Raw genomic sequence first — 24960 nt, forward strand, 5'->3', positions numbered from 1 at the left:
CGGGGGAGCAAATGGCTGATTTAGACGATATCAAAGACGGTAAGGATTTTGGCATCGGCACGCCGCAGCAGAATGTGCCGTTCACGCTGAAGGGCTGTGGCTCGCTGGACTGGGGCATGCAGTCCCGCCTGGCACGCATCTTCAACCCGCAGAGCAACCGTACGGTGATGCTGGCCTTTGACCATGGCTACTTTCAGGGGCCGACCACCGGCCTTGAGCGTATCGATCTCTCCATTGCGCCGCTGTTTGGTGAAACCGACGTGCTGATGTGTACCCGCGGCATCCTCAGGAGCCAGGTGCCTGCTGCGACCAATAAACCGGTCGTGCTGCGCGCCTCCGGTGGTAACTCGATTCTGGGCGAGCTGTCCAATGAATGCGTGGCGGTGGCGATGGAAGATGCCCTGCGCCTGAACGTCTGCGCCGTGGCGGCGCAGGTCTATATCGGTAGCGAGTTTGAGCATCAGTCGATTAATAACATCATCAAGCTGGTGGACGCGGGGGCGCGCTACGGCATGCCGACGCTGGCGGTGACGGGCGTGGGGAAAGAGATGGCGCGGGACGCGCGCTATTTCTCGCTTGCCAGCCGCATCGCCGCCGAAATGGGGGCGCAGTTCGTCAAAACCTACTACGTGGATGAAGGCTTTGAAAAAGTGACCGCCAGCTGTCCGGTGCCGATTGTCATCGCCGGGGGCAAAAAGCTGCCGGAGCACGAGGCGCTGGAGATGTGCTGGCGCGCGATTGACCAGGGGGCATCCGGCGTGGACATGGGGCGCAACATCTTCCAGTCCAGCGCGCCGCTCGCCATGCTGAAGGCGGTGAAAAAAGTGGTTCACGAGAACTGGAATGCCCGCGATGCGTTCCAGTTCTGGCAGGAAGAGAAACAGGGAGAAGCAAAATGAACGTGACGCTGGTGGAGATCAACATTAAGCCCGAGCGGGTAGACGAGTTTCTGGACGTGTTTCGCGCCAACCACGAAGGCGCAATCAAGGAGCCGGGGAACCTGCGCTTTGACGTGCTGCAGGACCCACGCGTGAAAACCCGGTTCTTTATCTACGAGGCCTACAAAGACGAAGAGGCGGTGCTGGCGCATAAGCAAACGCCACACTATCTGGCGTGCGTGGATAAACTTGAGGAGCTGATGTCGGAGCCGCGCAAAAAGCGCAGTTTCGTCGGGCTTTTGCCGGAGTAACCTCGTGTCCGATGACGTGCTTTTGCGCGTCATCGGAAAGAAAAGCGTTCGGGCTATCCTTTGGCTTTCTGAATCGCCATGATTAATGCATCAGCAGAAACATTGCCGGACATAACGCTAATGCGCTGAATGACAGGATCTTTTTCCTGAGGCAAAACGACAAACGCTGGCATGTTGGTAAAACCGATCTGCTTCACTAGCGTCACGTTTTCCTGTAATGCTATGTTTGCCGACCCGGCTGAAGGCAATTTTTTAAAGATAAAACGCACATCCGGATTGGCATGGATAAGCTCTTGTGTGATGTTGCAGTTCACACAGTTTTCCTCCACGAAAGCCACCACGGCGGCTTTTGCGTCAACGGGGCCGACGACGGGATCGCCGGCGGCAAGTAACCGATCGCGATGGATCACGGCATTTTGCACCATGGCTTGCTGCTGGGCTATCTGTTGACGCTGGCGAAGGCTTTCGCCCGCCGCAACCAAAAACTCAGGATGCTCGGCAAGATAGGTCGAGACAATTTCCCCTATTTTTTCAGGATGTGCAGCGAAATAGGCTTCTGCCGCTTTTCCTGTTTGCTCGATCTGCTGGGGCGTGGCGGGCTCTGCCTGCGTTGCGGTGGAGAAAACAAGTGCCGCAGCAAGGGGGACTGAAAGGCGACAAAGGACGGTAGGGACTTTCATACTATTATTCCGTAAAAAGAGTAAGAACTGGACTACGGCAAAAGTGTTTGCATTCGAACAGGCATAATGCGGCCATAGTCATTAATCGTTTGCCAGCGTACCTGGCACAGCGCGGCGTCTTTACAGCCTTCGAGCTCGCGCTTGCTAAAAGGGGCGACAACGCCGCCGTCGGGTATGTTTTTCCCCCCGAGGCTGAGCTGATAAAGCGTGATGTAATAAGGCGTCGGGTTATACACGACGACCTTACTTTTGCTTCGCGACCAGCGTAGAGCCTGATAAGCATCATCAGGATGACCGGTGAGCCCGGCGGGGCGATAAAAAAGTTTAAAGCGTGAACGCACTGCAGTCTGAACGCCTGCGGAGTGCTTGTTCGCAGAAGGAATGGCCGAAACGCTTAACGTGAATAGCGTTTCGCGATCTTCAGGTATGACGCCTCCCGTAAATATCAGGCGAACCGTGTTTTCACGTTCAGGATGCAATGAAAACAGCTGTGGCGTGGCGACAAATGCCGATTGCAACCCAGACGGAATATCAGAACCTGACCAGAGGCCGCCTGGCTCGACTTTGGTGTAGATCAGGTAAGAAGCGTCAGAAGGGTTACGGACAGAAAAACTGATTGATTTCTCTCGTTCCGGATAGACAAAACGTGTTCCACCGATCGTGACCCCTGCCCTTGCCTGGGGCACGGTCATCGAGAATAAAAAGAGAAGCAGCATCGTCGCCGGGAATAAACGTTCACGCATAATTAAGAATAAATGTCGTCGTCGCATTTGCCGTCCCCGTGGTGACGGTACTGGCAGTGGCAATGTAGCGGGCGTAAAAATGCAGAATGGCGTCGCTTTGATGAGGGATAATCAAGATATCCTGGCTTTTACTTCCGATGGAAATCAGCGATTTGTCCTGATTGTAAATACCTACACCGATGCCCGTCGCATAGCCTTCACCGCCGATGAGCGTGAGCAAATCGGGGTTTACCGTGTCGGGTGTACCATCAAAGGTAATACTGACGGAGCCTTCTGTTCCGGCACAGTTTTCCACATTAATGGCAAACGGGTGATAATCGGCCCCCATACCCGGTTGGGTGAAGTAAAGGCTTTGAACGCTGTCCATTGGGACCGTCAGCGTCTGTGAGTCAGGCGCGATAGTGCACGTCTTTTTATGGATAACGCCAGTGATATAAATTGTACCGTCGTGCGCCAGTGTACATTCAGAAAACAATGCCACCAGAAAAAGCGCGGTGAATATCATTGTTAATTTTTTTTTCATTTCCGCATCCTACTGATAGAGCAAATCAAAATACATAATGGCCGTTGCATTCCCAGGCGTAACCGCTGGCAGAGTGGATTTATACCGTAAATTAAACGTCAGGCTATTATCGCCTTGCTTTAACGGATAGATTGCTGATTCCACATTATTTATCTTGATTGGATTCAGTTCGGCATTAAGAAGCTCCACGCCAACGCCGGTCGCCATTTCGGTGGCCGTGCCTTTACCCGTGTCGCTCAGGGCTAACAGATCGGGATTATTACTATCGGGCGTACCGCTGAACCAGACTTTTGTTCCCTGGATGGCACGTGAACAATTATTCAGGTCGATGGTAAACGCTTTTTCTGGCGACGTTGTTCCAGGTACTGGAAACTCCGATGCGTCAAAGTCGCCCAGATCAACCGTTTGTTCTTTACTGTTCACATCAACATCACAAGACTCACCAATAATGGTGCCGAATATCTGGAGGTTAATTGACGCGCCATCATCCGCATAGGTGACCGGCATTCCGGAAAACAGCATCGCCAGCGGGAAAAAATAAACGATTTTCATTATTCACCCCTTACGCAAAATCGATACGTAAACATGCCAGAGCTGTGAAAACACCTTCTGCTGGAGCATTGCCTGTGGTGCTGATAGGGTAGGTTTTTAACGTTACATCGGCATGGCCCTTATCATCAGTAATAAAATCAGCGACACTGGACGTGTCGTTAGGGATCATGACGGTGCCATTTTCGTTGGTTACCACGACGCCAACATCTTTATTATCGGTTGCAAGCGCCTGACTAACGTGTGTGTCTGCTGTTGCCACCAGTCGAAGCGTGAGATGCGCGGGTGATATCACGTCCGCATTACATTCGACAGGAACGTTAAAGGTTTTTACCGGCGCGTTATACGGCTTCTCACCGACGGTCGTGAAGGAAGAACTGTTTAGTTTTCCCAGGTCAACAGTGATCACCTGCCCCGCATTAATGACGCAGTTTTGCGGCACGGTTACGGCGCCGTTGTACGTAATTTGATAAACAATAGTATTCAGCGGGTCAGTGTTCGTTGTTGTAACATAAACATTGAACATCACTTTATTGGGGATGATGACCGTACCAATAAAAGGTTTGACAATCTTTATTCTGAACACCAGATTGGAATCATATACAGGGAAAGGTTCATTAAGATCTTCTTGATCCACCCTCCAGTCTTTCCCCATATGGATATAATCCCCAGGGGGATAATAATCACCAATATCTGAATCGGTAATGCGCATCGCGCCCGCGATATAGGTTGGATCGAGGCTCATATATTTCCACTGATCTTCTGTGAAGATGACCGGAAAGGGGCTTCGGTATGAACGATAGGTTCGAGAATCCCCATCAGGATGTAACGCGCATATGGCTTCAACGCCCACATCCTGTGATTTAATCAATTCAACAGCCTTTCCCTGCTGGTTTTCTTCTTTGGTTAACGTCGTTGTCAGATCGTAATTTACAACCGTAATGCTATTTGAAAAGTTATGGCAGATCACCGCCAGGCTTTTCGCTGATGTGACAAGACTCAGTAATAAAATAAAAATACGTAATTTCACCTATCGGCACTCCGCTTTTAAACGCACGAGGGACTGCTTTGTTTCAGTTAGCTTATAGATCGCAATACATTTTTTATCGCGGGTGTCGCCCCATTGCGCCGTCAGGGTTCCTGTTGAGCCCAGCCCTGACAGATAAGCTTCGCCGTTCTCGCCTACAATCGTGTCTCCCCCTTCATCACTGCGTGTGACAATGGCACCAAAGGGTACCGGTTGACCGTGATGAATTAATGAGATCATGGCACGATTGCCGGAGCGGGCTTTGAAGGTCGCGCGTACAAGGGCACCCTGGGTGGGAACAACCTGGGTAACGGCCTCGTCAATGTCCAGGTCGTCGCTCAGGGAGTTGGTATTCAGCGCCATACGGTTACGGTGGTATGCGCTGGCGTACGGCACAACGGCATAGCCTCGCCAGTCAGTGTGGATCCCGGGTCCGTCTTCAACCTTAACGTTGCTTGCGCCAGGCGCTGCGATCAGGACATTGGTATCGCCCAACGGCTGGCTCAAGGTAATGCCATTGCGGTGGGCGACAATACCACCGCTGAGGCCATAGTTAATCTGTTGATAATCGCCGTTATTACTGTAGTTGTACCCCAGGTTCGCATTACCGTAGGCGCTATCATATTCCGCGCTGACGCTACCGCTGGCACCGGCATGCTGATTTTGATAACCCTGCTGAACGCTGTAGCTCAGGTTATTATCCTCAAGCAGCGTTCCGTTAACGCCCGCTGTGTTGGTGACCCTACCATTATCATCGGCGCTCATGCCGTAAGTGGTATAAATGCTGTTTAAACGTTTGGTCACGTCTCCACCCGGGTGGAGCCAGAGATTAAGCGGGAATGAGAGCGTTAACGAATAAATGCGATCGCTGTTGCTCATGCCTGGCGCTTTATTGTAGTTATACGTCAGGTTATAGCTCACGCCTGCTGCCGTTCCGCTATAGCCTAGCTGCAGAAGCGTGTTTTTTTCATCGGTATGCCAGTAGGTTTGCTGACTGCCGTTGAGGAAAATCGACCCGGCCTGACCCAATTGCTGGGAAATATTGGCCTGTAACTTACCGCGTTTGGTGTAGTAGAGATTGTAATAATCAGTCCACACGGGCTCATGGTCTTCGGTGCCGTTATTCGGATCGTCCTGGCCGATATACCCTTTCATCTGCTTATAGGTGGTTTCATCCAGCGTATAAAAACCGGATGTTGAGTAGCGATAACCTAACAGCTGAAAGTTGGTTCCAACGCTGTTCAGCGATTTTGCATATAAAAAACGTATTGATTGCCCGCTGTGTGAGCTACCGTCGCTCAGTTCGCTTTGGGCATGGGTGAAATCGGCCGAGACGGCACCAAAGTTACCCAGGTTCACGCCGGAACCGGCGGCAAAGGCGGCGTATTTTTCCGTCAGCTGAGAACCGCCATAAACTGTAAACCCTTTGGGTAAACCCCAGATGAGCGTCCCCTGGATAAAGTTCACGTCTTCTTGCTGATCGCTGCTACTGCGATAACGGGCAACGGTAGCGGAATATTTTACGCTACCTTCACGCTGTAAAACCGGAACCGCAGAATAGGGCACAGAGTAACTGTTGATCGTACCGTCAGATTCTTTTACCTCGACATTCAAATCGCCGCTGGATGAGGTGGGGTAAAGATCGGTAATCGCAAATGCGCCTGGCGGGACATAGCTTTGATAGATGGTGTAACCGTTTTGTTTAACCGTCACCTGCGCATTGGATTTCGCGATCCCGCGAATGGTGGGGGCAAAACCCTTCATGCTATCCGGCAGCATGTTTTCATCCGAATTGATCTGCACTCCCCGAAACGGCAGGCTATCGAAAATATCCGACGTTGTGTAATTTTCACCTATTGTGAGCTTGCTCTTCAGTGGGATAACGGCACGTTCAACGTAGGTTTTAATGTGCTGCCAGTCTGTGTAAGTCTCTGAACCGCTGCTGCTGTAGTTCCATGTGGAAAAATCCCGCAGTCGCCAGGGACCCAGGTTAAACCCACTGTTCATTCCCAAAAAGTAGTTGTCGGTTGTCGAACTATGATCGCCGCTATTACGGCTGTGTGAACCCGTAAAGTCGTAATTCAGCAACAGGGCATTGATCCCTTCATCCCATTGTTCTGGAGGAATATAACCACGTGCGTTATTACGCAGTGCAGCTTGCGGGATGCTGATATCCAGGCGTTGCCGTTCAAAATCAAAAAGGGTGCTGGCCGCAGGGATGGCAGAAGGTAAGTCCGCACACTGGCTCTCTTTTTCGTCTTTCAAGCCTGGAAATGCATCGACATTAACGCCCATTGCATCCAGTGATTTGAGCGATAAACAGGGCGCGAGCCCTGTATCATCATCTGTGGGTTTTGACACCTTACGAATATTAAAGGTGATGTCGCGCGTGGCGATAAAATTGTCATTCAGCCAGACGTCTACGCGGTAAACCCCGGGCGCCTGACCTGAAGTACTAAAACGGGATAAATCCGCAACCGCAGCAGGATCGCTTGAGAGGAAGGCAGGGTTGAAATAATAGTTTGCATCCGCGCTAACGGATGATAAGGCACCGAGCATGGCCAGTGTGAGAGGGGCCAAACGATGAATGACAATCCTTGTCTGATACTTACGACACTTCATTTTTCCTGCCTGCTTCAACGCGCTATGTTCGTGTTTTTTCGGGAACGTTATGCTCCAGGGCATGACTGAACAGGTGTGGTAGCACCAAAATCATTAACCGTCTGGAAACTCACCTGGCTCCCGCTTCCTGCCGGGAGATCAATGACCAGACTGTTCATGGGCGAAACCATTGTGTTTGTTAATTTCGCGCTTCCGACTTTGAGTTGAACCAGAGAAACGTAATAAGGCGATGGGTTTTTGATGGTCAGTTTGCCGTTAGCCAGCGCGCAACGCAGCGTCTTTGGCGCATCAATGGACGGCGTCGGTAACTTTTTAGGACGAATAAAAAGCTTAATAACGCTTTGGGTCGCAATCTGCAGCGTGTTTCCCTGCAACTTGCTTTTATCGACCGCCGGGATGGCTTTACTGTTGAAAAAAAAGACGCTTTCTCTGTCCGAAGGCAGATCCGGTCCAGCGTACATTATTCGCACAGTGTTTTCTTTTTTTGGATGCATCACAAAAAGTGGGGGAGTAACAATAAAATCCTGAGATTTAGACTGGTCAGCATTTGCTACCCAGGATTGCACTAAAAAGGCATTGCTCTCGGAAGTATTCGTAACAGGCAATGAAATCTGCTTATCACCTTGCGGATAAATGATTCGCGTTGCGCCAAGGCCGATACCACCAGCGTGAGCCATAGTCAGCATTGAAGCGGCTAATAAGAAACAATGAGTAATCAGCTGGCTGATAAAAGTTGCTGGAGTAATTCGTGTCATTTATATTTCACTTTCTTAAATATATAACTGAATACACAGGACACCGTATTTCGTTTAATCCTCTGTATTCAATACATATAAAATGCGTGTTTACATTGAAAAAACCTCCTTCACACCGGGGCGTGAAGGAGGTTCAACAACCTTCCGTCCAGATCAGGAATAAACCATCTGGAAGGTTGCCGTTGACGCTACGTTACCCGGTGTTGCCGCGCCAGTTGCGATATAGTCAACGCTCAGTGGAATGATATTTTCACCGTTAATCAGACCGATCGCTGAAGACGTGGTTCCCAGGTCAAGTTTTTTACCGTCAGGGCCAAACAGTTGCAGAGCAACGTTCAGCGCAGACCCTGCACCCGCAGTATTCGCCATCGCACCCGGCTGAGTGGCATCCTGCTGGGCGTTAAAAATGACGGCTGCATTTTGGCTCACGGACGTGTCGCAGTCTTCCAGCTTGATGTGGAAATCTTCTTTCTGATTGGCCAGCATTCCGCTTTCAGTCAGTTTTACGGTACGAACCTGGCTAAGAATTACGGTCTGGTCGACGGAGTCTGCAGCGACTGAACACGCTGCATTCACAACCTGACCTACGAAGTTAACACTACCGCCACTTACCGTTGTGCTTTCCGCTTGTGCATTCATGGTTACAGCGCTTGCCATTGTGGCAGCAACAACCATTGCTAAGACATGCTTTTTCATACAAATCCTTTTAAATAAACAGTTCTCTGTCAAGTTGAAACAAAATTGTAAATACCTGAATCAAATAATGCTGGTTTAAAAAGCCTTGATATACAGCATTATACAGTAAATATGTTTCGCACATTCTCATGATGTTTCGGGGAATTATTTTATGTGCTGATAAATATTATATCAATCTGTTGGTTTCTGATTTTAAATTAGAAATTCTAAATATATCTTTAATTATATCTTTATTAATTCTTAGAATGGTTAAGTGCATTAAATACTCGCTGCGGTGAAATTTTGCGGGTTTGTATCGCTGGGATTGATAATTGGGATGGATTATTAAGCACCGTCTTACTGCATTGATTTAATATTTAGCATCGGGCGGAAATTATACGTCAAGGGAAGAGGCTATTCATTTTCATTATGGAATACTTGATTACAAATTGAAATGATTCGCGTCGGCGCTAACGTCACCTCTTCTTGCGAAAGCTGTACGGTCCGGGAATGAAGTCAATATCTGTCAACTCTGTTCCCGGACCGTACAAAAGAAAAGAGGAATAATTATATTTCTTCCACTTTTACCCGCAGCGCCACCAGCGCTTTACGCGCCGCTTTCAGCACCTGCTCACACTGCTCAATCGTCAACGTCAGCGGGGGTTCCACGCGGATGGTTTTTGAGTTGTTGAGCGTGCCGGCCACCAGCACCCGCTGGCGGAACATCTCGCTCGCGAAGCTGTAGCCGATTTCGTTGTCAACAAACTCAATGGCCATCAGCAACCCTTTGCCGCGCGCATCCTGGATCAAATCCGGGAATTCACGGCCCAGCTGGCGGAAGCCATCCAGCAGCATGTCGCCTTTTTGCTCCGCCTGCGCAGGCAGGTTTTGCTCCAGCAGGACGTTGATGGTCGCCAGCGCCGCCGCACAGGCCAGCGGGTTACCGCCAAAGGTGGTGGTATGCAGGAACGGATTGTCGAACAGCACCGAGAACACCTCTTCGGTAGCCACCGTCGCGCCAATCGGCATGACGCCGCCGCCCAACGCTTTCGCCAGGCACAGAATGTCCGGTTGAACGTTCTCGTGCTCGCAGGCAAACATCTTGCCGGTGCGCCCCATCCCGGTCTGGACTTCGTCGAGGATCAGCAGCGCGCCAAACTCATCGCACAGCTGACGCACGGCAGGCAGATAGCCCTGCGGAGGGAGGATCACGCCGCCTTCACCCTGGATCGGCTCCAGGATCACCGCCGCCACGTCATCGCCGGTTTTACGGCATTCGCTCAGTGCGGTGCGCATGGCGTGAATGTCACCGAACGGCACGTGGCGGAAGCCCGGCAGCAGTGGCATAAACGGTTTGCGGAACGTGGATTTCGCGGTCGCCGACAGTGCGCCCAGGGATTTACCGTGGAACGCGCCGCTGGTGGCGATAAAGGTGAATTTCCCGCGCGGCGACTGGTACGCTTTGGCGAGCTTAATCGCCGCTTCGACCGATTCCGTGCCGCTGTTGCTAAAGAAGCTGTATTTCAGTTTGCCGGGCGTTAAGGCCGCCAGCGTTTTCGCGAGCATGGCGCGAAGCGGGTCGAGCAGTTCCTGGCTATGGAGAGGTTGTTTCGCAAGTTGATTCTGTACGGCGGAAACCACAACTGGATTACGGTGCCCCACGTTGAAAATTCCAAAACCTCCCAGGCAATCGATAAACTCCTGTCCCTGGGTGTCGACAAGCGTGTTCAGACTTCCCGCTTGCCACTCTACGGCTCCGTAATCCCCGCCGGCGGTAACAGATTTGCGATACTCCAGAAACCCTGGATTGACATGCTCTTTAAAGTAATCGATGACCTCTCGGTTAAGTTGTTTCATCTCCTCATGATCAAGCGTTCGCTTCTCAATGAGATTCAGTGCGTGCGCGGTACAGGCAAGAGCCGAGGCGCTGGAAGGTAACCTGTTCAAAATGTGCTCCCGGGGATCGCGTATCACATGATACTGGTTTAAGTATTGCAGGGATTACGCCACTTCAGATGCCTTAACGAAAATCGGGATAAACGCCAGGTTAAAATAATGTTGCACAATATTTAATCATGCCGATAGAAGCCAAACGAGATTTAGCGGTACGGGGCAGAGAGTATAAGGAAGGGGGTAAAAGCGCCGCTGCACTAAAGAAGTGCATACGCTGCGACTTAAGCGGGCATTAACGAGTCATGCTTTGTGGGTAATTTCTCTGCGAAAGTATTTGAAATCAATGGATTAAAAAATCGCACAAAAAGTATGGTTTAAGTCAAATCTGCGATCTCCATCAAGTTTAACAACTAAAGATAAATTGTTTACCGCCGAAAAAACAATGACCCACAAAATTAACATTCAAATAACCTGCAAGGGATGCACGCCATGTCCTCTCCAACCTATGTCACCCAGAATGAATATCCTCTGGACGATGACACCACCTTAATGTCTACCACAGACATCCACAGCTACATTACCCACGCCAACGACACCTTTGTGCAGGTGAGCGGTTACCAGCTCGATGAGCTGACGGGCCAGCCGCACAATATGGTGCGCCATCCCGATATGCCAAAAGCCGCGTTTGCCGATATGTGGTACACGCTGCAGCAGGGCGAGCCGTGGAGCGGGATTGTCAAAAACCGGCGCAAAAACGGTGACCACTACTGGGTGCGTGCTAACGCGGTGCCGATGGTGCGCCGCGGGCAGGTGACGGGCTATATGTCGATTCGCACCAGAGCCACAGCGGAAGAGATCGCCGCCGTGGAGCCGCTCTACCGGGCGCTGAACGACGGGCGCTGTAAAAAACGTATTCACAAAGGGCTGGTGGTGGGAAAGAGCTGGCTGGGTAAACTGCCGGCCATGCCGCTGCGCTGGCGCGTGCGCAGCGTGATGGCGGTGCTCTTTGCCGTACTCGCCGCCACGCTGGCCGCGACCTCCGCAGGCTGGACACCGCTCGCTGCGGCTGCGGTGGTGATGCTGCTGGGAACGCTGCTGTTTGAGCAACAGATTGTCCGCCCGATCGAGAATGTGGCGCGACAGGCGCTGAAGGTCGCCACCGGCGAGCGCAATAGCGTGCAGCACCTGAACCGCAGCGACGAGCTGGGCCTGACGCTGCGCGCGGTAGGGCAGCTTGGCCTGATGTGCCGCTGGTTGATCAATGACGTGTCGAGCCAGGTGGTGAGCGTCCGTGACGGCAGCGACAGGCTGGCGCAGGGAAATGAAGATCTGAACGATCGTACGCGTCAGACCGTCGCGAACGTGCAGCAGACCGTCGCGACAATGAACCAGATGGCCGCGTCCGTTCAGAGTAACTCCGAAACCGCCGCCGAGGTGGACAAACTCTCCGTGGCCGCGAGCAGCGCGGCAACGAAAGGGGGCAATGCGATGCAGACCGTCGTTAAAACGATGGATGACATTGCCGACAGCACGCAGCGAATTGGCTCTATTACCTCTCTGATTAACGATATCGCTTTCCAGACCAATATTCTGGCGCTGAACGCGGCAGTTGAAGCGGCAAGGGCAGGCGAGCAGGGTAAAGGGTTTGCCGTGGTCGCGGGCGAAGTCCGCCATCTTGCCAGCCGCAGCGCCAGTGCAGCGAATGATATTCGTAAACTCATTGATGCCAGCGCCAGCAAGGTGCAGTCCGGCTCTGAGCAGGTACACGCTGCGGGCCGTACGATGGATGATATCGTTGTGCAGGTGAAAAACGTGACGCAGCTTATCGCCCAGATCAGCCACGCGACCTCCGAGCAGGCAACCGGGTTATCAGAGTTAACCCGCGCGGTGGCTGAACTTGACAGCATCACGCAGAAGAATGCCGACCTGGTTGAGGAGAGCGCGCACATTTCTGCCATGGTGAAGCATCGCGCCGGACGTCTTAAGGATGCGGTGACCGTGCTCCATTGAGTCAGTCATGTTCCAAAAAAGCCGTTTATACCATAAGGAATAAACGGCTTTTTATTTTTCCCATTGTGACTATTAATGTGGTTTATTGTTAATTTAATATTAAATAACTAAAGAAAGTGCCTCAGTTATTTATTCCTGCCTAAGTCAGTTCTTCAGAATCCTGTTTCAAAAATACCCCGTTTGACGGTCTGGTAACGATCGATGAAGCAATATTAATAGCCTACACCTATGCATTGTGAGGGTTATGAAATAAAAAAACGATCAAAGTCATAAAGTTAGCCAATCCGTTACCGATAACAGCGATCGTCTGAGAAATAATCACATCGATGGAGTAAATATGTTCTTACATGACGTAAAGATCGGCACGAAATTATTTCTGGCGTTTGGGTTCTTTATTGTCCTGATGGCGATCAGCGCAAGTGTGTCTTTGCTGAGCCTGAACCGGGCAAATAATGGGATGCAATCCATTATTACCCATGACTATCCGACCACGGTAAAAGCGAACCAGTTAATCGATAACTTCCAGGAATTTATTAGCACTCAACAGCTGATGCTGCTGGACGAGCAGGGTACTTACACGGGGCAATCTCAGCAGCGCCTGAAAGAGATCAGCGAGCATATTACGGTGATTCTGGGCGAGCTGAACAACGCCTTGCAGGATCAAAAGTCTCAGCAGGTGCTGGCGGATATCCGCAGCGTGCGCCAGCAGTATCTGGATTCGCGCTATCGTATTTTGCAGGCAGTGCAGAACAACAACCGTGCGGGCGCCATTCAGGAGATGATGACCACCACCCTTGCCGTGCAGCAGGCTTATAAAGCGAAGGTGAAGGAGTTGATTGCCATTCAGAACAGCGAGATGCAGCGTGCGGGTACGCAGGTGGAAGGGGATTTCAGGTCTAACCGTCTGCTGCTGATCCTGCTCACGCTCTTTAGCGTTGCGGCAGGCAGCCTGATTGGCTGGTTTATCGTGCGCGCTATCACCCGCCCGCTCGGTGAGGCGGTGAATTTTGCAAAAGCGATTTCAGAGGGCGATCTGACGGGCAGCATCACGCCGCACGGCAAAGACGAAACGGGCATGTTGCTGCATGCGCTGATGGAGATGAAGACGCGTCTGCTGGACATTGTGCAGCAGGTGCAGACCGGCTCGGAGAATATCTCCAGCGCAGCCGCGCAGATTGTCGCCGGTAACCAGGATCTGGCCGCACGCACGGAAGAGCAGGCCAGCTCCGTTGAACAGACTGCCGCCTCGATGGAGCAGATCACCGCGACGGTGAAAAATACCGCCTCGCATACCGGTGAAGCGACCAATCTTTCTGCCGATGCCGCCACGGTGGTCAAAAACAACGGTGAGATGATGAAGCAGGTGACCAGCAAAATGCGCCTGATTAACGAGACCTCCAACCGGATGTCCGACATTATCGACCTGATCGACGCCATTGCATTCCAGACCAACATTCTGGCGCTGAACGCGGCGGTGGAAGCGGCGCGCGCCGGTGAGCATGGCCGCGGCTTTGCGGTGGTCGCCGGAGAGGTGCGCCAGCTTGCCCAGAAGAGCGCGTCGTCTGCGAGCGAAATCCGGGAGCTGATTGAGAGCTCCACCAGCCAGACCCAGGACGGGATGAACCTGGTCGAAAAAGCGAGTGGGCTGATTAACGGCATGGTCGGCAACGTGGAGGAGATGGATGCGATCCTGCGTGAGATCCGTCAGGCCAGCCATGAGCAGACGGAGGGGATCTCGCAGATCAACAGCGCGATTGGTCTGATTGACGCCACCACCCAGCAAAACTCCGCGCTGGTGGAGGAGTCCGTCGCGGCGGCGGCATCGCTTAATGAACAGGCGATGCACCTGAAAGAGCTGGTACGCGTCTTCCGCGTGAGCGAGCACGCACCGGCTTAATCCAGCTGGGAGATCTCCAGCGCCGCGCGGTCAATCACGCCGATGATCTGCTTAAGCTGCGCGTCGCTGAGCTCTCCCTGATTTACCTTCAGGTCCAGTACCGCTTTGAAGTTATCCAGCGCCCGCTTCATCTGCGGGTTTTTGCGTAGCTGAAAGCCGACGCTGCGCGCTTTGATACGCACCTGGATCTGTTCCAGCTGTTCCTGGTTTTCATCCAGCCAGCGTTGTCCTTCAGCGGTAATCGCAATGCGCTTACGCCCGTTTTCTTCTTCCGTAATGGTGATAAATGTCTGATCCTGCAGATAATCCAGGGTGGGATAGATGACGCCCGGGCTCGGGGTGTAGTTCCCCTGCGTCAGGTTCTCGATCTCTTTGATCAGCTCGTAGCCGTGGCTCGCGCTGCGGGTCAGGATATCCAGAATCACCAGCCGCAGATCGCCGTGGCCGAAAAAGCGCGGTCTACGTCCGCCGCCATCGTGTTCGTGTCGCATAATATGCCCTTCATTTTGATATATCTAAACTATATCTAAGATATATTCAGATGCAATCTAAAAGATCTTGCATTTTTCCTTATTAGTAATCATTATCATTTGAAAATTGATTTAGATATATCGTATTCACCAGAAAAGGGTCTAAAAATGGCATCTACCCGTTATCCACAGCGTGTTCGTAATGACCTGCGTTTTCGCGAACTGACGGTGCTCCGCGTTGAGCGCGTCAGCGCGGGTTTCCAGCGTATTGTGCTAGGTGGCGAGGCGCTGGAGGGCTTTAGCTCCCGCGGTTTCGACGACCATACCAAAGTCTTTTTCCCGGCACCCGGGACGACGTTTACGCCGCCGGTAGTCACCGATGAAGGCATCGACTGGGGTGACGGCGTGCGTCCGCAGGCGCGCGACTATACGCCGCTCTACGATGAGGCCCGTCATGAGCTGGCGTTGGATTTCTTTATTCATGACGGCGGCATAGCCAGCGGATGGGCGCTACAGGCGAAGGTAGGCGATAAGCTGACCATCGGCGGCCCGCGCGGTTCGCTGGTGGTGCCGGAGGATTACGCCTGGCAGCTGTACGTGTGCGACGAGTCCGGCATGCCCGCGCTGCGTCGACGCTTAGAGAGCATTGCGCAACTGACGGTTCGCCCGGACGTGCAGGCGGTCGTGACGGTTGGGGATGAATCGTATAAGGACTATCTGGCGCACCTGAGCGCATTCAACATCACCTGGGTGGTGGGCCACAGCGAGCAGGCCGTCGCGGACCATCTGGCGACGCTGACCGTTCCGGGGGACGATTACTTTATCTGGCTAACCGGGGAAGGGAAGGTGGTGAAAAGCCTGAGCCGTCAGTTTGAAGCCGACGCCATTGACCCGCAGCTGGTGCGTGCCAGCGCATACTGGCACGCCAAATAATCAGGCTGCCGAATCCAGCTGCGCTTCGCTCACCTGATGTTCGAGCGAGGCGCGGACCTCGTGCAGCGCTTTCTCCTGCTGAGCAAAGTACGCTTCCATATTGCTCAGCGAGGAGACCAGCAGCCAGGACTCTTCTTTCTCCAGCTCCGCCAGCTCGTTCACTAAGGTGTCGATCTGCTCGCGGACCTGCGTCATTTTTTTGCGGATACGTTCCAGATCGTTCAGCCTGTCGCTGGCCATCAATGGCTCGAAGCCCTGCTGCAGGCGGGCCACCAGCGAGCGAATGGCTTTCACATCGCCGCGCTGCTTCGCCTGGTTAAGCTGCACCATCATGTTGTTGGCTTCTTCTTTCAGATCGTCCGCCACCAGATCCGGGTGGCAGAGCTTGCTCGCCTGTCGCCAGAGACGCTTGAGTTCGTTCTGGTCCTCTTGCGAAAGATGCTTACCTTTGCGTAGCCGCACTTCGGCATCGTGATGCTGTTCGCGATACTTCTCGTACTCTTCGTTGGCCTCGTCGCGAGCCTGACGCGCAGGCTCCTCTTCGCGCGTTAAGCCGCTCTCCAGCTCCTGCGCTTCGGCCAACAGGTTGGCAATCAGATTGCTTTGCTGCTCCAGATGCTTACGCGCCTCGGCGGCCTGGACGGAGTCAGCCGGGAGATCGCGCCAGCGCTGGGTGAGCGTCGCCAGCACCTCTACCGCCTGCGCCATATAGTGCTGGCAGCGACGGTAATCCTCCTCGCGACGACGCGCTTCCGCCTGCTGACGACGCAGGTTCAGCTCCGCCAGCGTTTTACGCAGGGCGAGGATCTGCTGCATCAGCGGCCCGAGGCGTGAGAAATAGAGATCGTTGAACTCATCAAGCTGCTGCACCCGCGCGTTGCGGCGGTCAATCAGATCGCGCAGACGCTCTTCCAGCGCCTTCAGCTCCAGCTTGCTGGCCGCCACCTGCGGATCGCGCCACGGGGTCACGGCGCGCTGGCCCTGCAGCCAGGCGGTAATGGCCGCCATGGCCGCGGTGTAGTTCTTCTCCTCGAGCGCCACGACGATTGCCTGTAGCTCATCGTCAAACGCTTCATTTTTCAGGCGTGTCAGCTGGCTCTGGATGATGTCGTCATCTTCCAGTTCAATGGCATTTTTAATGATTTCTAGCCGTTTGATCGGTGTGCTCATGATGCCTTTCGCTTTGGCGCTTAAGTATTTGAGTTAAGGTTAGTTGTTGTAAAAGCTACAGGAAATAATACACACGGATGATGATCGGCGCGATGGGGGATTTCTTTAGTTTTGCAGTTTGTGAGTAAAGGAACAGGAGGGTTTGTGTTTACGGTTCCCGCTCTGCCAGTGTTGCCAAGCTTGAAGAGTGAGCCAACATTGGCGATTCGTTGTTCAAAAAGTATTAATAAACTCCTCAAAATCCAACGGCACGCGCATTTTTATTACACTAAACCTAAATTTATTTTTTTTAGTTGACCTTTATATCTATGAGTGATTTGTTAATAGCATTCAGGGATGTTAATGCCTCGGGGTGTCTCTCTGAAAAATAAGCAAGGATATATATAAAGGTAAAGGTATGCGATTTTTAAAATATATAATTATTCCAGCAATAGTGAGTCTTTCTGGCTGCAGTACTTTCTTTCCTGAGCCGAAAATGTACACGCCACCGCCGAGTAGCGAGGATGTCGCTAAGCTTCGTCTCATTGGGCCGCCGATGAGTTATGGCATCTATCAGTATGATAAATCTGGTAAAGAAACAGGTGGGTGGGTACTTAAGCACAATCGTTATTTGAACCCTTTCCTTGGGTCGACGAAAGATATTGGTCTCCCTAAAGTCACGGGGAAGAAATACGATAAAGACTATTTCGAAACGTTGATTGTGCCAGATGAAAAAACCACTATCCAGCACGCTTTATATCAGGGGTGTAATGTATCGCTGACTTTCACGCCAGAAAAGAAAAAGATCTACGAAGGGCATATTAGCTATAGCGATAAAACGGGATATTGCGTGCTTTATATGAAAGAAGTCGCGCTTGATACCGTCAATGGCATTTATGTTGAAAAGGATTTTGTACAGTGAAAGCCATTAACTTTTTAGGCGTGGCGTTAGCCTGTCTCCTGAGCGCCTCATGTGCATCGAACTACGACGGAACCAAGGCGACAAGCCTGGCTCAGTATTCGGAAAAAGAGATAAAGCAGAAGCTGATCCCAGAGGTCACGACCCGCAAAGATGTGCTGATTGCTTTTGGCGTACCAGCAAATACGGCTGACTACAATAATACGCGCCACTGGGAGTATACGTCGCAGATCATCGATCGTCGTATCTATCTCATCATTCCTCTTAATCTGGATCGAAAGCAGCACCTGTCCGTCGATTTTTCTGACAAAGGAATTCTGACTTCTTACAACTACATCGAAAAATAGCGTTTAAAATCAACCAAAAGGCTGGCGAATCTCGTCAGCCTTGGATTTAGTATCCTCAGCTTACTTCGCTATAGATCCCTACCACGCGCCCCACCGTTTTTATCTCGTCGATACCGCATTCAAAGGGAACCTTGCCGCCCGCCACGTGAAGTTTTTTCCCCGGCAGCAGCGTCAGGTCGCGGATGCTGGCGGTGCCTTCAATCTCAACCAGCCACAGGCCGTCGGTTAACGACGCCTCTTTTTCAATAAAGTGCAGCTTCCCCTCTGCCCGGACGGCGATGCCGCGCGTCAGCGGTTTGCTAAAGAAAGCAGCGTCGATACTCAAAATGGAATTTTCTTCCAGTCTCCCATCACTGAGTGTGAATGTCGAAACCGAAACGGGATCGCCCGGTGCGGGGTTTCCTGCAAACTGCGCACCCTGGCCGGTCATCAGCCAGCGGAGGCTGGCGCCAGTGTCCAGCGCACACTGAACCGCAAAGTCGTAAGAGATGGTACCGCGCGCGTAGCGGTTCTGAAGCGAGCTGGCGGCGATATTAAAGTGTCGGGCCAGCTGGATTTTCTGCGTGAAACCATATACCTGACAGATTCTATCGAGCAATTCTTCATTATTCACTTGAGAATCTAGTATCAAAATATATTCCTTTGGGTGTTTACTAATACTCACTTGGGTATTAGTATCATTACAAATTCGGGCAATCAGCGGCAGACGTTGGCAAACTGAGGCTAATGATTGCAGGCATTATCAAAATGGGAATCATGCAGCATGGCTTCCGAAATCGCAATCCTCAAACGGCGGAAAAAGCCGTGCTCTGCCCGTTTTGAACGCATTAGCGTGCATACATTTATGCGAGGGGAGATATGGCGATAGAAGCTGCCTGTGCAAGGGTTCCACTAAGCGTGGGGGCGCGTCTTAGCGGGCTTAACCACATCGCTGAACTGCGCGCCCGCTACGGGAGCGATAGCGGGAAAGAGCTGGCACGGTTTATGGCTGACATGCGCGATAAGCGCGATCCCTTTTTTGAGGAGAACAGCAGGGCGCTGGCCGCTCTCTTTTTCCTGGCGAGATTACCCGTCGCCCGTCATGAGTGCGATATCAGCGAGCTGACCACAGAGGAGAAAAGAGCGCTAATTACCGCGATGAATCATTTTCGTGCTGTTGTGAGTTTATTTCCTGAACGGCTGACCATGCCGTTGTAACCCAACCCAAAAACGAATGGCGTCAACCCGCCGGGCACCCTGTTGCCTGAATTTAAGGAGAACGCGTAATGCGACACAGTGAAAACCGCCCTTATCCGATCGGAAGTGAAGAACTGCAACGCCTGCTGATGGAGGCAAAAACAGAGGAACGATGCGCGCGCGCCCTTGCGGTCTCCCTGCGTCTGGAGGCGCTGGCGAGCCAGATCTACAAAACCGGCATGAGCGGGGAAGACGTTGCCGAACTGCTGTGCCACGAAGCGGCCCGCTACGAGCGTGAATCCCAGGAGCTGCACTGATGGCCGATTTTATCGATCTTGCCCAGGCGCGCGAGCAGGAAGACAGAGAGCGCCACATTAATAGCGCCCGCAGACGACCCGCATCGCCTTCACGTTTCTTCTGCGAGGAGTGTGAGGCTCCAATACCGCAGGCGCGCCGTATGGCGGTGCCCGGCGTGGCCCTGTGCGTCACCTGTCAGGAGATCGCGGAGATGAAAAATAAACATGTCCGGGGAGGATAAGTTGGCGACGTCATTTGCTTATCCGTGGAATGCACCGCGGTCGGCCATTGCCAGCCCTTATCTTACCCATGCCCAGCAGCAGCGTCGCGATCGCTTCTTCGCGACGCTGCAGCAGGCAAGAATGGCCCTCTCACAGCAGCCTGACTGCGTGCGTTTTGAGGTCTGGCGCGCGGTTGACGCCCTCGAACAGCATCGTGGCAGCCCGCAGGCTAACGCCTTTTTGATCCGCTTCTGCAACAGGATATTGCCCCGCCTGCGGCGGGTCTCTGAACGCTATGCCTGCGCAGGTTTGCATGACGCAGTCTCCCGAGCCGTGTTTAAAGGCCATTTCGATACCCAGCTTCTGCAGTACCTTGCCTCGCGAATGGTTGAACTGGTTGCCCGCTATAACCGTCTGCCGGATATGTCCCGCGCGGATATCGACCTGCTGGCCGCCGATATCGCCAGCTTTATTCGCGGCGAGCTGGCAAATATTAACGATGCTGATATGGGCGAATACCAGACGCTCTTCATCTGGTATCAGCGCGCCGGACTGATCGCCCGGCAGTTCAACGTGTCGCCTCCGCACTGGGAGCGGGTGTCGAAGACATTTTTCAACAAAGACGATGTTGCCGCCGCGGTGATGCGGATGTTTTCCGAGGCGTGGTGGCGCGGGCGTTTACGTCGGATCGCGGCTGCCTGGCGCGAGCATTTGCAGATTGCTCTCGGCAACGTCAGCAAAAAGAGAAGGGCGTACGCGAGCAAACGCTGCGTGACCGAGTGGCGCGAGCAGAAGCGCCGCACTCGTGAATTTCTCAAGGGCATGGAGCTGGAAGATGAAGAGGGCAACCGCATTAGCCTGATTGAAAAATACGATAGCTCGGTGGCCAACCCGGCGATACGTCGCTGTGAGCTGATGACCCGCATTCGCGGGTTTGAAAATATCTGCCAGGCGCTGGGCTATGTGGGCGAATTCTATACCTTAACCGCCCCCGCACAGTATCACGCGACCGTGAAATCGGGCTACCCCAACGCGAAGTGGAACGGGGCCAGCCCGGCGGATACGCAAGGCTACCTCACCCGGGTGTGGGCGCGCATCCGCGCAAAGCTGCACCGGGAAGGTCGCCGTATCTTTGGTATCCGCGTCGCGGAACCCCATCACGACGGTACGCCCCACTGGCACATGCTGATGTTTATGCGGCCGGAAGACGTCGAATGCGTTCGCCGGATTATAGGGGACTACGCCCGGGAGGAGGATGCCGCTGAGCTGCAGAGCGAAAGCGCCAGACAGGCTCGCTTTCACGCGGACGCGATCGATCCGCAGAAAGGCAGCGCTACCGGCTATATCGCCAAATACATCTCAAAGAATATCGACGGCTATGCGCTCGATGGCGAGACCGATAACGAAAGCGGCGGCCTGCTAAAGGAGACGGCGTCCGCCGTATCGGCCTGGGCAGGGCGCTGGCACATTCGCCAGTTTCAGTTCATCGGCGGCGCGCCGGTAACGGTCTACCGCGAGCTGCGCCGACTGGCAGACGCAGAGACCGCGCGTGGTCTGAGCGTCGAGTTTGCTGCCGTCCATGAAGCTGCCGACGCCGGTGACTGGGCGGGTTACGTCACTGCACAGGGTGGCCCGTTTGTGCGTCGCGATGATTTACAGGTGCGCACGCTGTATGAGCCGGGTACCGGGTTTAACCAGTACGGCGAAGAAACGGTCCGCATCCGCGGCGTGTACGATTCCGCCGTCGGCGCGGGCAGCCCGGTTTTAACCCGGCTCACGCAGTGGAAAATTGTGCCGAAGCGGGCCCAGGAGCCTGAGGATGTATCTGCGTCTTCTTGGAGTTCTGTCAATAACTGTACGCTGAGCGATCTCTCTCAACCCCTTAACCGGCGTGCGAGACGGGCATTAACCGAGCGTATCAGGCACATCCGGCCCGGCGCAGCGGCGCCCTTTGTCTACGAGCGGGATCCGCAGAACGGGGTCCCGGAGAAGGTGATTGATGAAGTTCGGCTCGCCACCGGAATCGCCATCAGCCGCGCAGAGGCCCTGCATCTTATGGCGGGCGGCGTCAGCCGTTTTAACGACAAATGGTGCAGAGGCGCAGTTGACGGAACGCTCTTTCCGGCAGCGCGTTCTTATCAGCACAAGGCGCGGAAAATCCTTGAACGTATTGGGCATTTATCGGATCTGTTCGCTCTGAGAGCACGCTAATCTCCATCGATATCATGTACATACCGTGAAGAGTTCTGATTTTTCGCTTCACTCTTTTTATGAATACGTGCTACTGTATGTTTATACAGTATCTCGTGGTGGAGGTTGTGTGGACAGAGAGTTGAACGAGCAGGTCATGATTGAACGCGTCGAGATGATTGCTCGACTGACGACAGAAGGAACATGTCAGGAAAGAGATCGTGAGATTGCCCTGAATTTGATTGCTGAGATTGCGCGGGGAAATTTAATCAAAAACAACGCGTTTACCGTTGTTTTCTCAGCATCGCCTGTTCCGGAACGCATCAAAAAAGAGGGTAACGTTCGGGTGAACATTACGCTCGATAAAGACCAGCAGATTGGCCATGGCGTCGTCGAGGCCTTCCAGAACGAACTGACCCGCCGAATAAGATCCCTGTTCCCGTCATCGCGGGTGACCGTGAAAATAGGATCGATGACGGGAGTAGAGCTCCAGGGGCTCGAAGGAGAAGCTGATCGCGAGATGCTGGATAATATTCTCCGGGAAGTCTGGGAAGACGAGAGCTGGCGCTAGCCCAGCGTCATTACCCGAACGCACGCCCTCATTCAGATTTTGCGCTTTCGTTGACCCACGCTTCGCTGCATGTGGACGGTCTGTTGTGTCCGCGATTGTCCATCCTTCAGCGATAGCGAAAAGGCCGCCAGCCCGGGAAACTCTACAGTACCTGGTAACCGGATGTTGGGAGCGTCTGATGAAGATCTATGCAATGCAGGGGGACACGCTTGATGCCGTTTGCGCCCGCTATTATGGGCGCACGGCTGGCGTCGTAGAAGCCGTTCTGAAGGCCAATCCTGGCCTCGCGGAGTCAGGCGTTATCTTGCCTCACGGCACGCCGGTAGAGATGCCGGAGGTAAATAGCGCCCCCACCAAAGAATCCGTAAATCTATGGGACTGAGCCTGGAGAAAATCACCACGTTTATCGCCTACTGGCTGGCCGTGGCGCTGGCCTGGTTCGGGGCGATGTCGCCTGAAAAGGTCGCGCTGTACGTGGGGAGTGTTTGCGCCATTTTTACCGCGCTGACGAACTACTGGTTTAAGCGAAAAACCTGGCGCTATCTCCAGTCGCTGGGCCTCGATAAGAAGAGCATTCGTGAACTCAATCATTAAGCGTTGCAGCGTCGCCGGCGTGCTGGCTCTGGCGGTGCTGATGCCCGATTTTCGATTACTGAAAACGTCCCCTGAGGGGCTGGCGCTGATTGCCGATCTCGAAGGTTGTCGCCTCTCGCCCTATCGGTGCAGCGCTGGGGTATGGACGTCAGGCATTGGCCACACGGCAAACGTTGTGCCGACGCGGGACATTACCGAGCGTGAGGCCGCGGTAAATCTGGTTGCTGATGTGCTCAACGTTGAGCGACGGCTGACGGCGTGCGCGCCGGTGGAGATGCCGCCGCGTGTCTACGACGCGCTGGTGAGTTTTACCTTTAATGTTGGCGCAGGCGCCGCCTGCCGTTCGACTCTGGTGTCTTTTATTAAGCGTAAACAGTGGTCGCAGGCATGCGGCGAGCTTACCCGCTGGGTGTACGTCAACGGCGTCAAAAACACCGGTCTGGAAAACCGCCGTGTCCGCGAGAAGGCCTGGTGCATGAAGGGGCTGCCATGAGAGTCCTCATGCTGATGCTGGCCGGACTGCTGGCGATCGCGCTGTGGCTTCGTCATGACAACCAGACCCTGTCCCGTTCCTTAGCCACGGCCAACCGTGTCGCCAGCGAACAAAAAAATGCCCTCGCCACGCTTAACCATCAGCTGTCCCAGTCGCAACGGATGGCCAGAGCAAACGAAAACGCCCAGGTCAGGCTCCGTGAAGAGCTTGTCGCTGCGGGCGAGGAGAGGGCAAGACGGGAAGCGACTATCGGGAGATTACTCAATGAAAATGAAGCGTTACGCCGCTGGTATACCGCTCAGTTGCCTGATGCTGTCCGCAGGTTGCACACCCGCACCGCCTGCGCCTCCGCAGCCCATTGTTTACAACGCCTGCCCGAAGGTGAGCCGCTGCCCGATGCCGGGAAGCGAACCCGCCACTAACGGCGATCTCAGCGCCGATATACGCAGGCTTGAGTACGCCCTTATCGCCTGCGCGCTGCAGGTTGAAACCATTAAAGACTGTCAGGATAAACTCGATGCACAAACTCAAGAGCCTGCGTCAGGCATTAATTGACGCGATCCCCCAACTGAATACCAACCCGGAGCGCCTGCAGATGTCGGTCGGCAGCGGCAATATAGACGCCCGCCTGGCCTCCTCGCTCTCCTTTGAAAAACGGTATGTGCTGAACGCGAAGGTTAGCGGTTTCACCGGCGACAGCGAGGGGTTTTTTGTCCCGGTACTGGCCTGGCTGCGGGAAAACCAGCCGGACATTTTTACTCTCGATGACGGACGCAAAAACGGATACACCTTCGCGATCGTTTTAAACGATGACGCTACGATGGATATCAGCATCAGCATGCAATTAACCGAGCGCATTCTTGTTTCCGAGGAACAGGGCGTTCTGCACACGACCTATTCCCCGGAGCCGCCGCTGCCGGAGCCCGTCACGCGTCCGAAGGCGTTGTACATCAACGGTGAGCTGGTCAGCCAGTGGGAGGACTAAGCTCCCCACGCTGAAGGCCGCCAGCCGCCAGCTGTCTGGACCGCTTGTTGTA

Annotated in this window: 30 protein-coding genes; 18 read left to right on the top strand and 12 right to left on the bottom strand. The window is 53.5% G+C overall.

Annotated features, from left to right (window positions below):
* The first annotated feature begins 11 nt into the window (after nucleotides 1-11).
* Nucleotides 12-899 (top strand): 3-hydroxy-5-phosphonooxypentane-2,4-dione thiolase, encoded by an 888-nt coding sequence (lsrF, locus tag F3J31_RS12245; RefSeq protein WP_032653516.1) that lies wholly within the window; start codon nucleotides 12-14, stop codon nucleotides 897-899.
* Nucleotides 896-1189: a (4S)-4-hydroxy-5-phosphonooxypentane-2,3-dione isomerase gene (gene lsrG, locus F3J31_RS12250; RefSeq protein WP_010435840.1), complete on the top strand. Its 294-nt coding sequence runs from the start codon at nucleotides 896-898 to the stop codon at nucleotides 1187-1189. The genes lsrF and lsrG overlap by 4 nt, the downstream gene beginning before the upstream one ends.
* 53 nt (nucleotides 1190-1242) lie before the next feature.
* On the opposite strand, the gene F3J31_RS12255 is transcribed toward lsrG, so the two are convergent.
* The 9 genes from F3J31_RS12255 to ygjG form a co-directional block, all read right to left on the bottom strand.
* Nucleotides 1243-1869: a hypothetical protein gene (locus tag F3J31_RS12255; RefSeq protein ID WP_167213338.1), complete on the bottom strand. Its 627-nt coding sequence runs from the start codon at nucleotides 1867-1869 to the stop codon at nucleotides 1243-1245.
* A 32-nt stretch (nucleotides 1870-1901) separates the two neighbouring features.
* Nucleotides 1902-2639 (bottom strand): molecular chaperone, encoded by a 738-nt coding sequence (locus F3J31_RS12260; protein ID WP_240152762.1) that lies wholly within the window; start codon nucleotides 2637-2639, stop codon nucleotides 1902-1904.
* Nucleotides 2605-3135, bottom strand: a complete 531-nt coding sequence (locus F3J31_RS12265; RefSeq protein WP_223539594.1) for a fimbrial protein — start codon at nucleotides 3133-3135, stop codon at nucleotides 2605-2607. The genes F3J31_RS12260 and F3J31_RS12265 overlap by 35 nt, the downstream gene beginning before the upstream one ends.
* 9 nt (nucleotides 3136-3144) lie before the next feature.
* Nucleotides 3145-3687: a fimbrial protein gene (locus F3J31_RS12270; RefSeq protein WP_048028921.1), complete on the bottom strand. Its 543-nt coding sequence runs from the start codon at nucleotides 3685-3687 to the stop codon at nucleotides 3145-3147.
* Nucleotides 3688-3697: 10 nt separating this feature from the next.
* Nucleotides 3698-4714, bottom strand: coding sequence for a fimbrial protein (locus F3J31_RS12275; protein ID WP_167213341.1), 1017 nt, complete (start codon nucleotides 4712-4714; stop codon nucleotides 3698-3700).
* The gene (locus F3J31_RS12280) at nucleotides 4715-7333 is read right to left on the bottom strand and encodes a fimbrial biogenesis usher protein (RefSeq protein WP_167213344.1); all 2619 of its coding nucleotides are present in this window, start codon (nucleotides 7331-7333) and stop codon (nucleotides 4715-4717) included.
* Between the two features lie 47 nt (nucleotides 7334-7380).
* Entirely contained in the window at nucleotides 7381-8019 is a 639-nt protein-coding gene (locus F3J31_RS12285; RefSeq protein ID WP_240152766.1) for a fimbria/pilus periplasmic chaperone, read from the bottom strand.
* Nucleotides 8020-8241: 222 nt separating this feature from the next.
* The gene (locus F3J31_RS12290) at nucleotides 8242-8784 is read right to left on the bottom strand and encodes a fimbrial protein BcfA (RefSeq protein WP_167213349.1); all 543 of its coding nucleotides are present in this window, start codon (nucleotides 8782-8784) and stop codon (nucleotides 8242-8244) included.
* A gap of 546 nt (nucleotides 8785-9330) precedes the next feature.
* The gene (ygjG, locus tag F3J31_RS12295; protein WP_053076392.1) at nucleotides 9331-10710 is read right to left on the bottom strand and encodes a putrescine aminotransferase; all 1380 of its coding nucleotides are present in this window, start codon (nucleotides 10708-10710) and stop codon (nucleotides 9331-9333) included.
* 435 nt (nucleotides 10711-11145) lie between these two features.
* Here ygjG and F3J31_RS12300 point away from each other — a divergent pair, with 435 nt between their 5' ends.
* The gene (locus F3J31_RS12300) at nucleotides 11146-12666 is read left to right on the top strand and encodes a PAS domain-containing methyl-accepting chemotaxis protein (protein WP_167213352.1); all 1521 of its coding nucleotides are present in this window, start codon (nucleotides 11146-11148) and stop codon (nucleotides 12664-12666) included.
* Nucleotides 12667-13003: 337 nt separating this feature from the next.
* The gene (locus F3J31_RS12305) at nucleotides 13004-14563 is read left to right on the top strand and encodes a methyl-accepting chemotaxis protein (RefSeq protein ID WP_167213355.1); all 1560 of its coding nucleotides are present in this window, start codon (nucleotides 13004-13006) and stop codon (nucleotides 14561-14563) included.
* Here the strand turns inward: F3J31_RS12305 and F3J31_RS12310 are convergent.
* The gene (locus tag F3J31_RS12310; protein WP_045910044.1) at nucleotides 14560-15054 is read right to left on the bottom strand and encodes a PadR family transcriptional regulator; all 495 of its coding nucleotides are present in this window, start codon (nucleotides 15052-15054) and stop codon (nucleotides 14560-14562) included. The genes F3J31_RS12305 and F3J31_RS12310 overlap by 4 nt on opposite strands.
* 147 nt (nucleotides 15055-15201) lie before the next feature.
* Between F3J31_RS12310 and F3J31_RS12315 the strand changes: the two genes are divergently transcribed.
* Nucleotides 15202-15966, top strand: coding sequence for a siderophore-interacting protein (locus F3J31_RS12315; RefSeq protein WP_167213357.1), 765 nt, complete (start codon nucleotides 15202-15204; stop codon nucleotides 15964-15966).
* On the opposite strand, the gene F3J31_RS12320 is transcribed toward F3J31_RS12315, so the two are convergent.
* Nucleotides 15967-17136 carry a DNA repair protein gene (locus F3J31_RS12320; RefSeq protein ID WP_167213360.1) on the bottom strand — a complete coding sequence of 390 codons (1170 nt, stop codon included), beginning with the start codon at nucleotides 17134-17136 and terminating at the stop codon, nucleotides 15967-15969.
* Between the two features lie 397 nt (nucleotides 17137-17533).
* On the opposite strand from F3J31_RS12320, the gene F3J31_RS12325 reads away from it, so the two are divergent.
* Both F3J31_RS12325 and F3J31_RS12330 read left to right on the top strand, forming a co-directional pair.
* Nucleotides 17534-18037 (top strand): hypothetical protein, encoded by a 504-nt coding sequence (locus tag F3J31_RS12325; RefSeq protein ID WP_080347321.1) that lies wholly within the window; start codon nucleotides 17534-17536, stop codon nucleotides 18035-18037.
* Nucleotides 18034-18381 (top strand): hypothetical protein, encoded by a 348-nt coding sequence (locus tag F3J31_RS12330; protein ID WP_048028933.1) that lies wholly within the window; start codon nucleotides 18034-18036, stop codon nucleotides 18379-18381. Before F3J31_RS12325 ends, F3J31_RS12330 begins: the two co-directional genes overlap by 4 nt.
* A gap of 55 nt (nucleotides 18382-18436) precedes the next feature.
* On the opposite strand, the gene F3J31_RS12335 is transcribed toward F3J31_RS12330, so the two are convergent.
* On the bottom strand, nucleotides 18437-19012 hold the full coding sequence (locus tag F3J31_RS12335; protein ID WP_048028935.1) for a phage repressor protein CI: 576 nt from the start codon (nucleotides 19010-19012) through the stop codon (nucleotides 18437-18439).
* Nucleotides 19013-19239: 227 nt separating this feature from the next.
* On the opposite strand from F3J31_RS12335, the gene F3J31_RS12340 reads away from it, so the two are divergent.
* From F3J31_RS12340 to F3J31_RS12385, 11 genes are all read left to right on the top strand, one after another.
* Entirely contained in the window at nucleotides 19240-19578 is a 339-nt protein-coding gene (locus F3J31_RS12340) for a DUF5347 domain-containing protein (RefSeq protein WP_048028937.1), read from the top strand.
* A 68-nt stretch (nucleotides 19579-19646) separates the two neighbouring features.
* On the top strand, nucleotides 19647-19874 hold the full coding sequence (locus F3J31_RS12345; protein WP_023616297.1) for a DUF2732 family protein: 228 nt from the start codon (nucleotides 19647-19649) through the stop codon (nucleotides 19872-19874).
* The gene (locus F3J31_RS12350; RefSeq protein WP_048028939.1) at nucleotides 19874-20095 is read left to right on the top strand and encodes a TraR/DksA family transcriptional regulator; all 222 of its coding nucleotides are present in this window, start codon (nucleotides 19874-19876) and stop codon (nucleotides 20093-20095) included. The genes F3J31_RS12345 and F3J31_RS12350 overlap by 1 nt, the downstream gene beginning before the upstream one ends.
* Nucleotides 20079-22286, top strand: coding sequence for a replication endonuclease (locus F3J31_RS12355; protein WP_167213363.1), 2208 nt, complete (start codon nucleotides 20079-20081; stop codon nucleotides 22284-22286). Before F3J31_RS12350 ends, F3J31_RS12355 begins: the two co-directional genes overlap by 17 nt.
* Before the next feature lie 109 nt (nucleotides 22287-22395).
* Nucleotides 22396-22836 (top strand): DinI-like family protein, encoded by a 441-nt coding sequence (locus F3J31_RS12360; RefSeq protein ID WP_023616189.1) that lies wholly within the window; start codon nucleotides 22396-22398, stop codon nucleotides 22834-22836.
* 178 nt (nucleotides 22837-23014) lie between these two features.
* Complete coding sequence (locus F3J31_RS12365; protein ID WP_024906438.1) at nucleotides 23015-23218, top strand: tail protein X; 204 nt, start codon at nucleotides 23015-23017, stop codon at nucleotides 23216-23218.
* Nucleotides 23209-23430: an HP1 family phage holin gene (locus F3J31_RS12370; RefSeq protein ID WP_023616187.1), complete on the top strand. Its 222-nt coding sequence runs from the start codon at nucleotides 23209-23211 to the stop codon at nucleotides 23428-23430. Before F3J31_RS12365 ends, F3J31_RS12370 begins: the two co-directional genes overlap by 10 nt.
* Nucleotides 23414-23923, top strand: a complete 510-nt coding sequence (locus tag F3J31_RS12375; RefSeq protein ID WP_045910035.1) for a lysozyme — start codon at nucleotides 23414-23416, stop codon at nucleotides 23921-23923. The genes F3J31_RS12370 and F3J31_RS12375 overlap by 17 nt, the downstream gene beginning before the upstream one ends.
* Nucleotides 23920-24345 carry an Rz-like lysis system protein LysB gene (lysB, locus tag F3J31_RS12380; RefSeq protein WP_063622459.1) on the top strand — a complete coding sequence of 142 codons (426 nt, stop codon included), beginning with the start codon at nucleotides 23920-23922 and terminating at the stop codon, nucleotides 24343-24345. Before F3J31_RS12375 ends, lysB begins: the two co-directional genes overlap by 4 nt.
* Complete coding sequence (gene lysC / locus F3J31_RS23430) at nucleotides 24233-24478, top strand: Rz1-like lysis system protein LysC (protein ID WP_229226321.1); 246 nt, start codon at nucleotides 24233-24235, stop codon at nucleotides 24476-24478. The genes lysB and lysC overlap by 113 nt, the downstream gene beginning before the upstream one ends.
* A complete protein-coding gene (locus F3J31_RS12385) occupies nucleotides 24441-24908 on the top strand; it encodes a phage tail protein (protein ID WP_048028947.1) in 468 nt (155 codons plus the stop codon). Before lysC ends, F3J31_RS12385 begins: the two co-directional genes overlap by 38 nt.
* Nucleotides 24909-24960: the final 52 nt, after the last annotated feature.

It is taken from the genome of Enterobacter sp. Acro-832, from assembly GCF_011752745.1.
Taxonomy (GTDB): domain Bacteria; phylum Pseudomonadota; class Gammaproteobacteria; order Enterobacterales; family Enterobacteriaceae; genus Enterobacter; species Enterobacter quasiroggenkampii.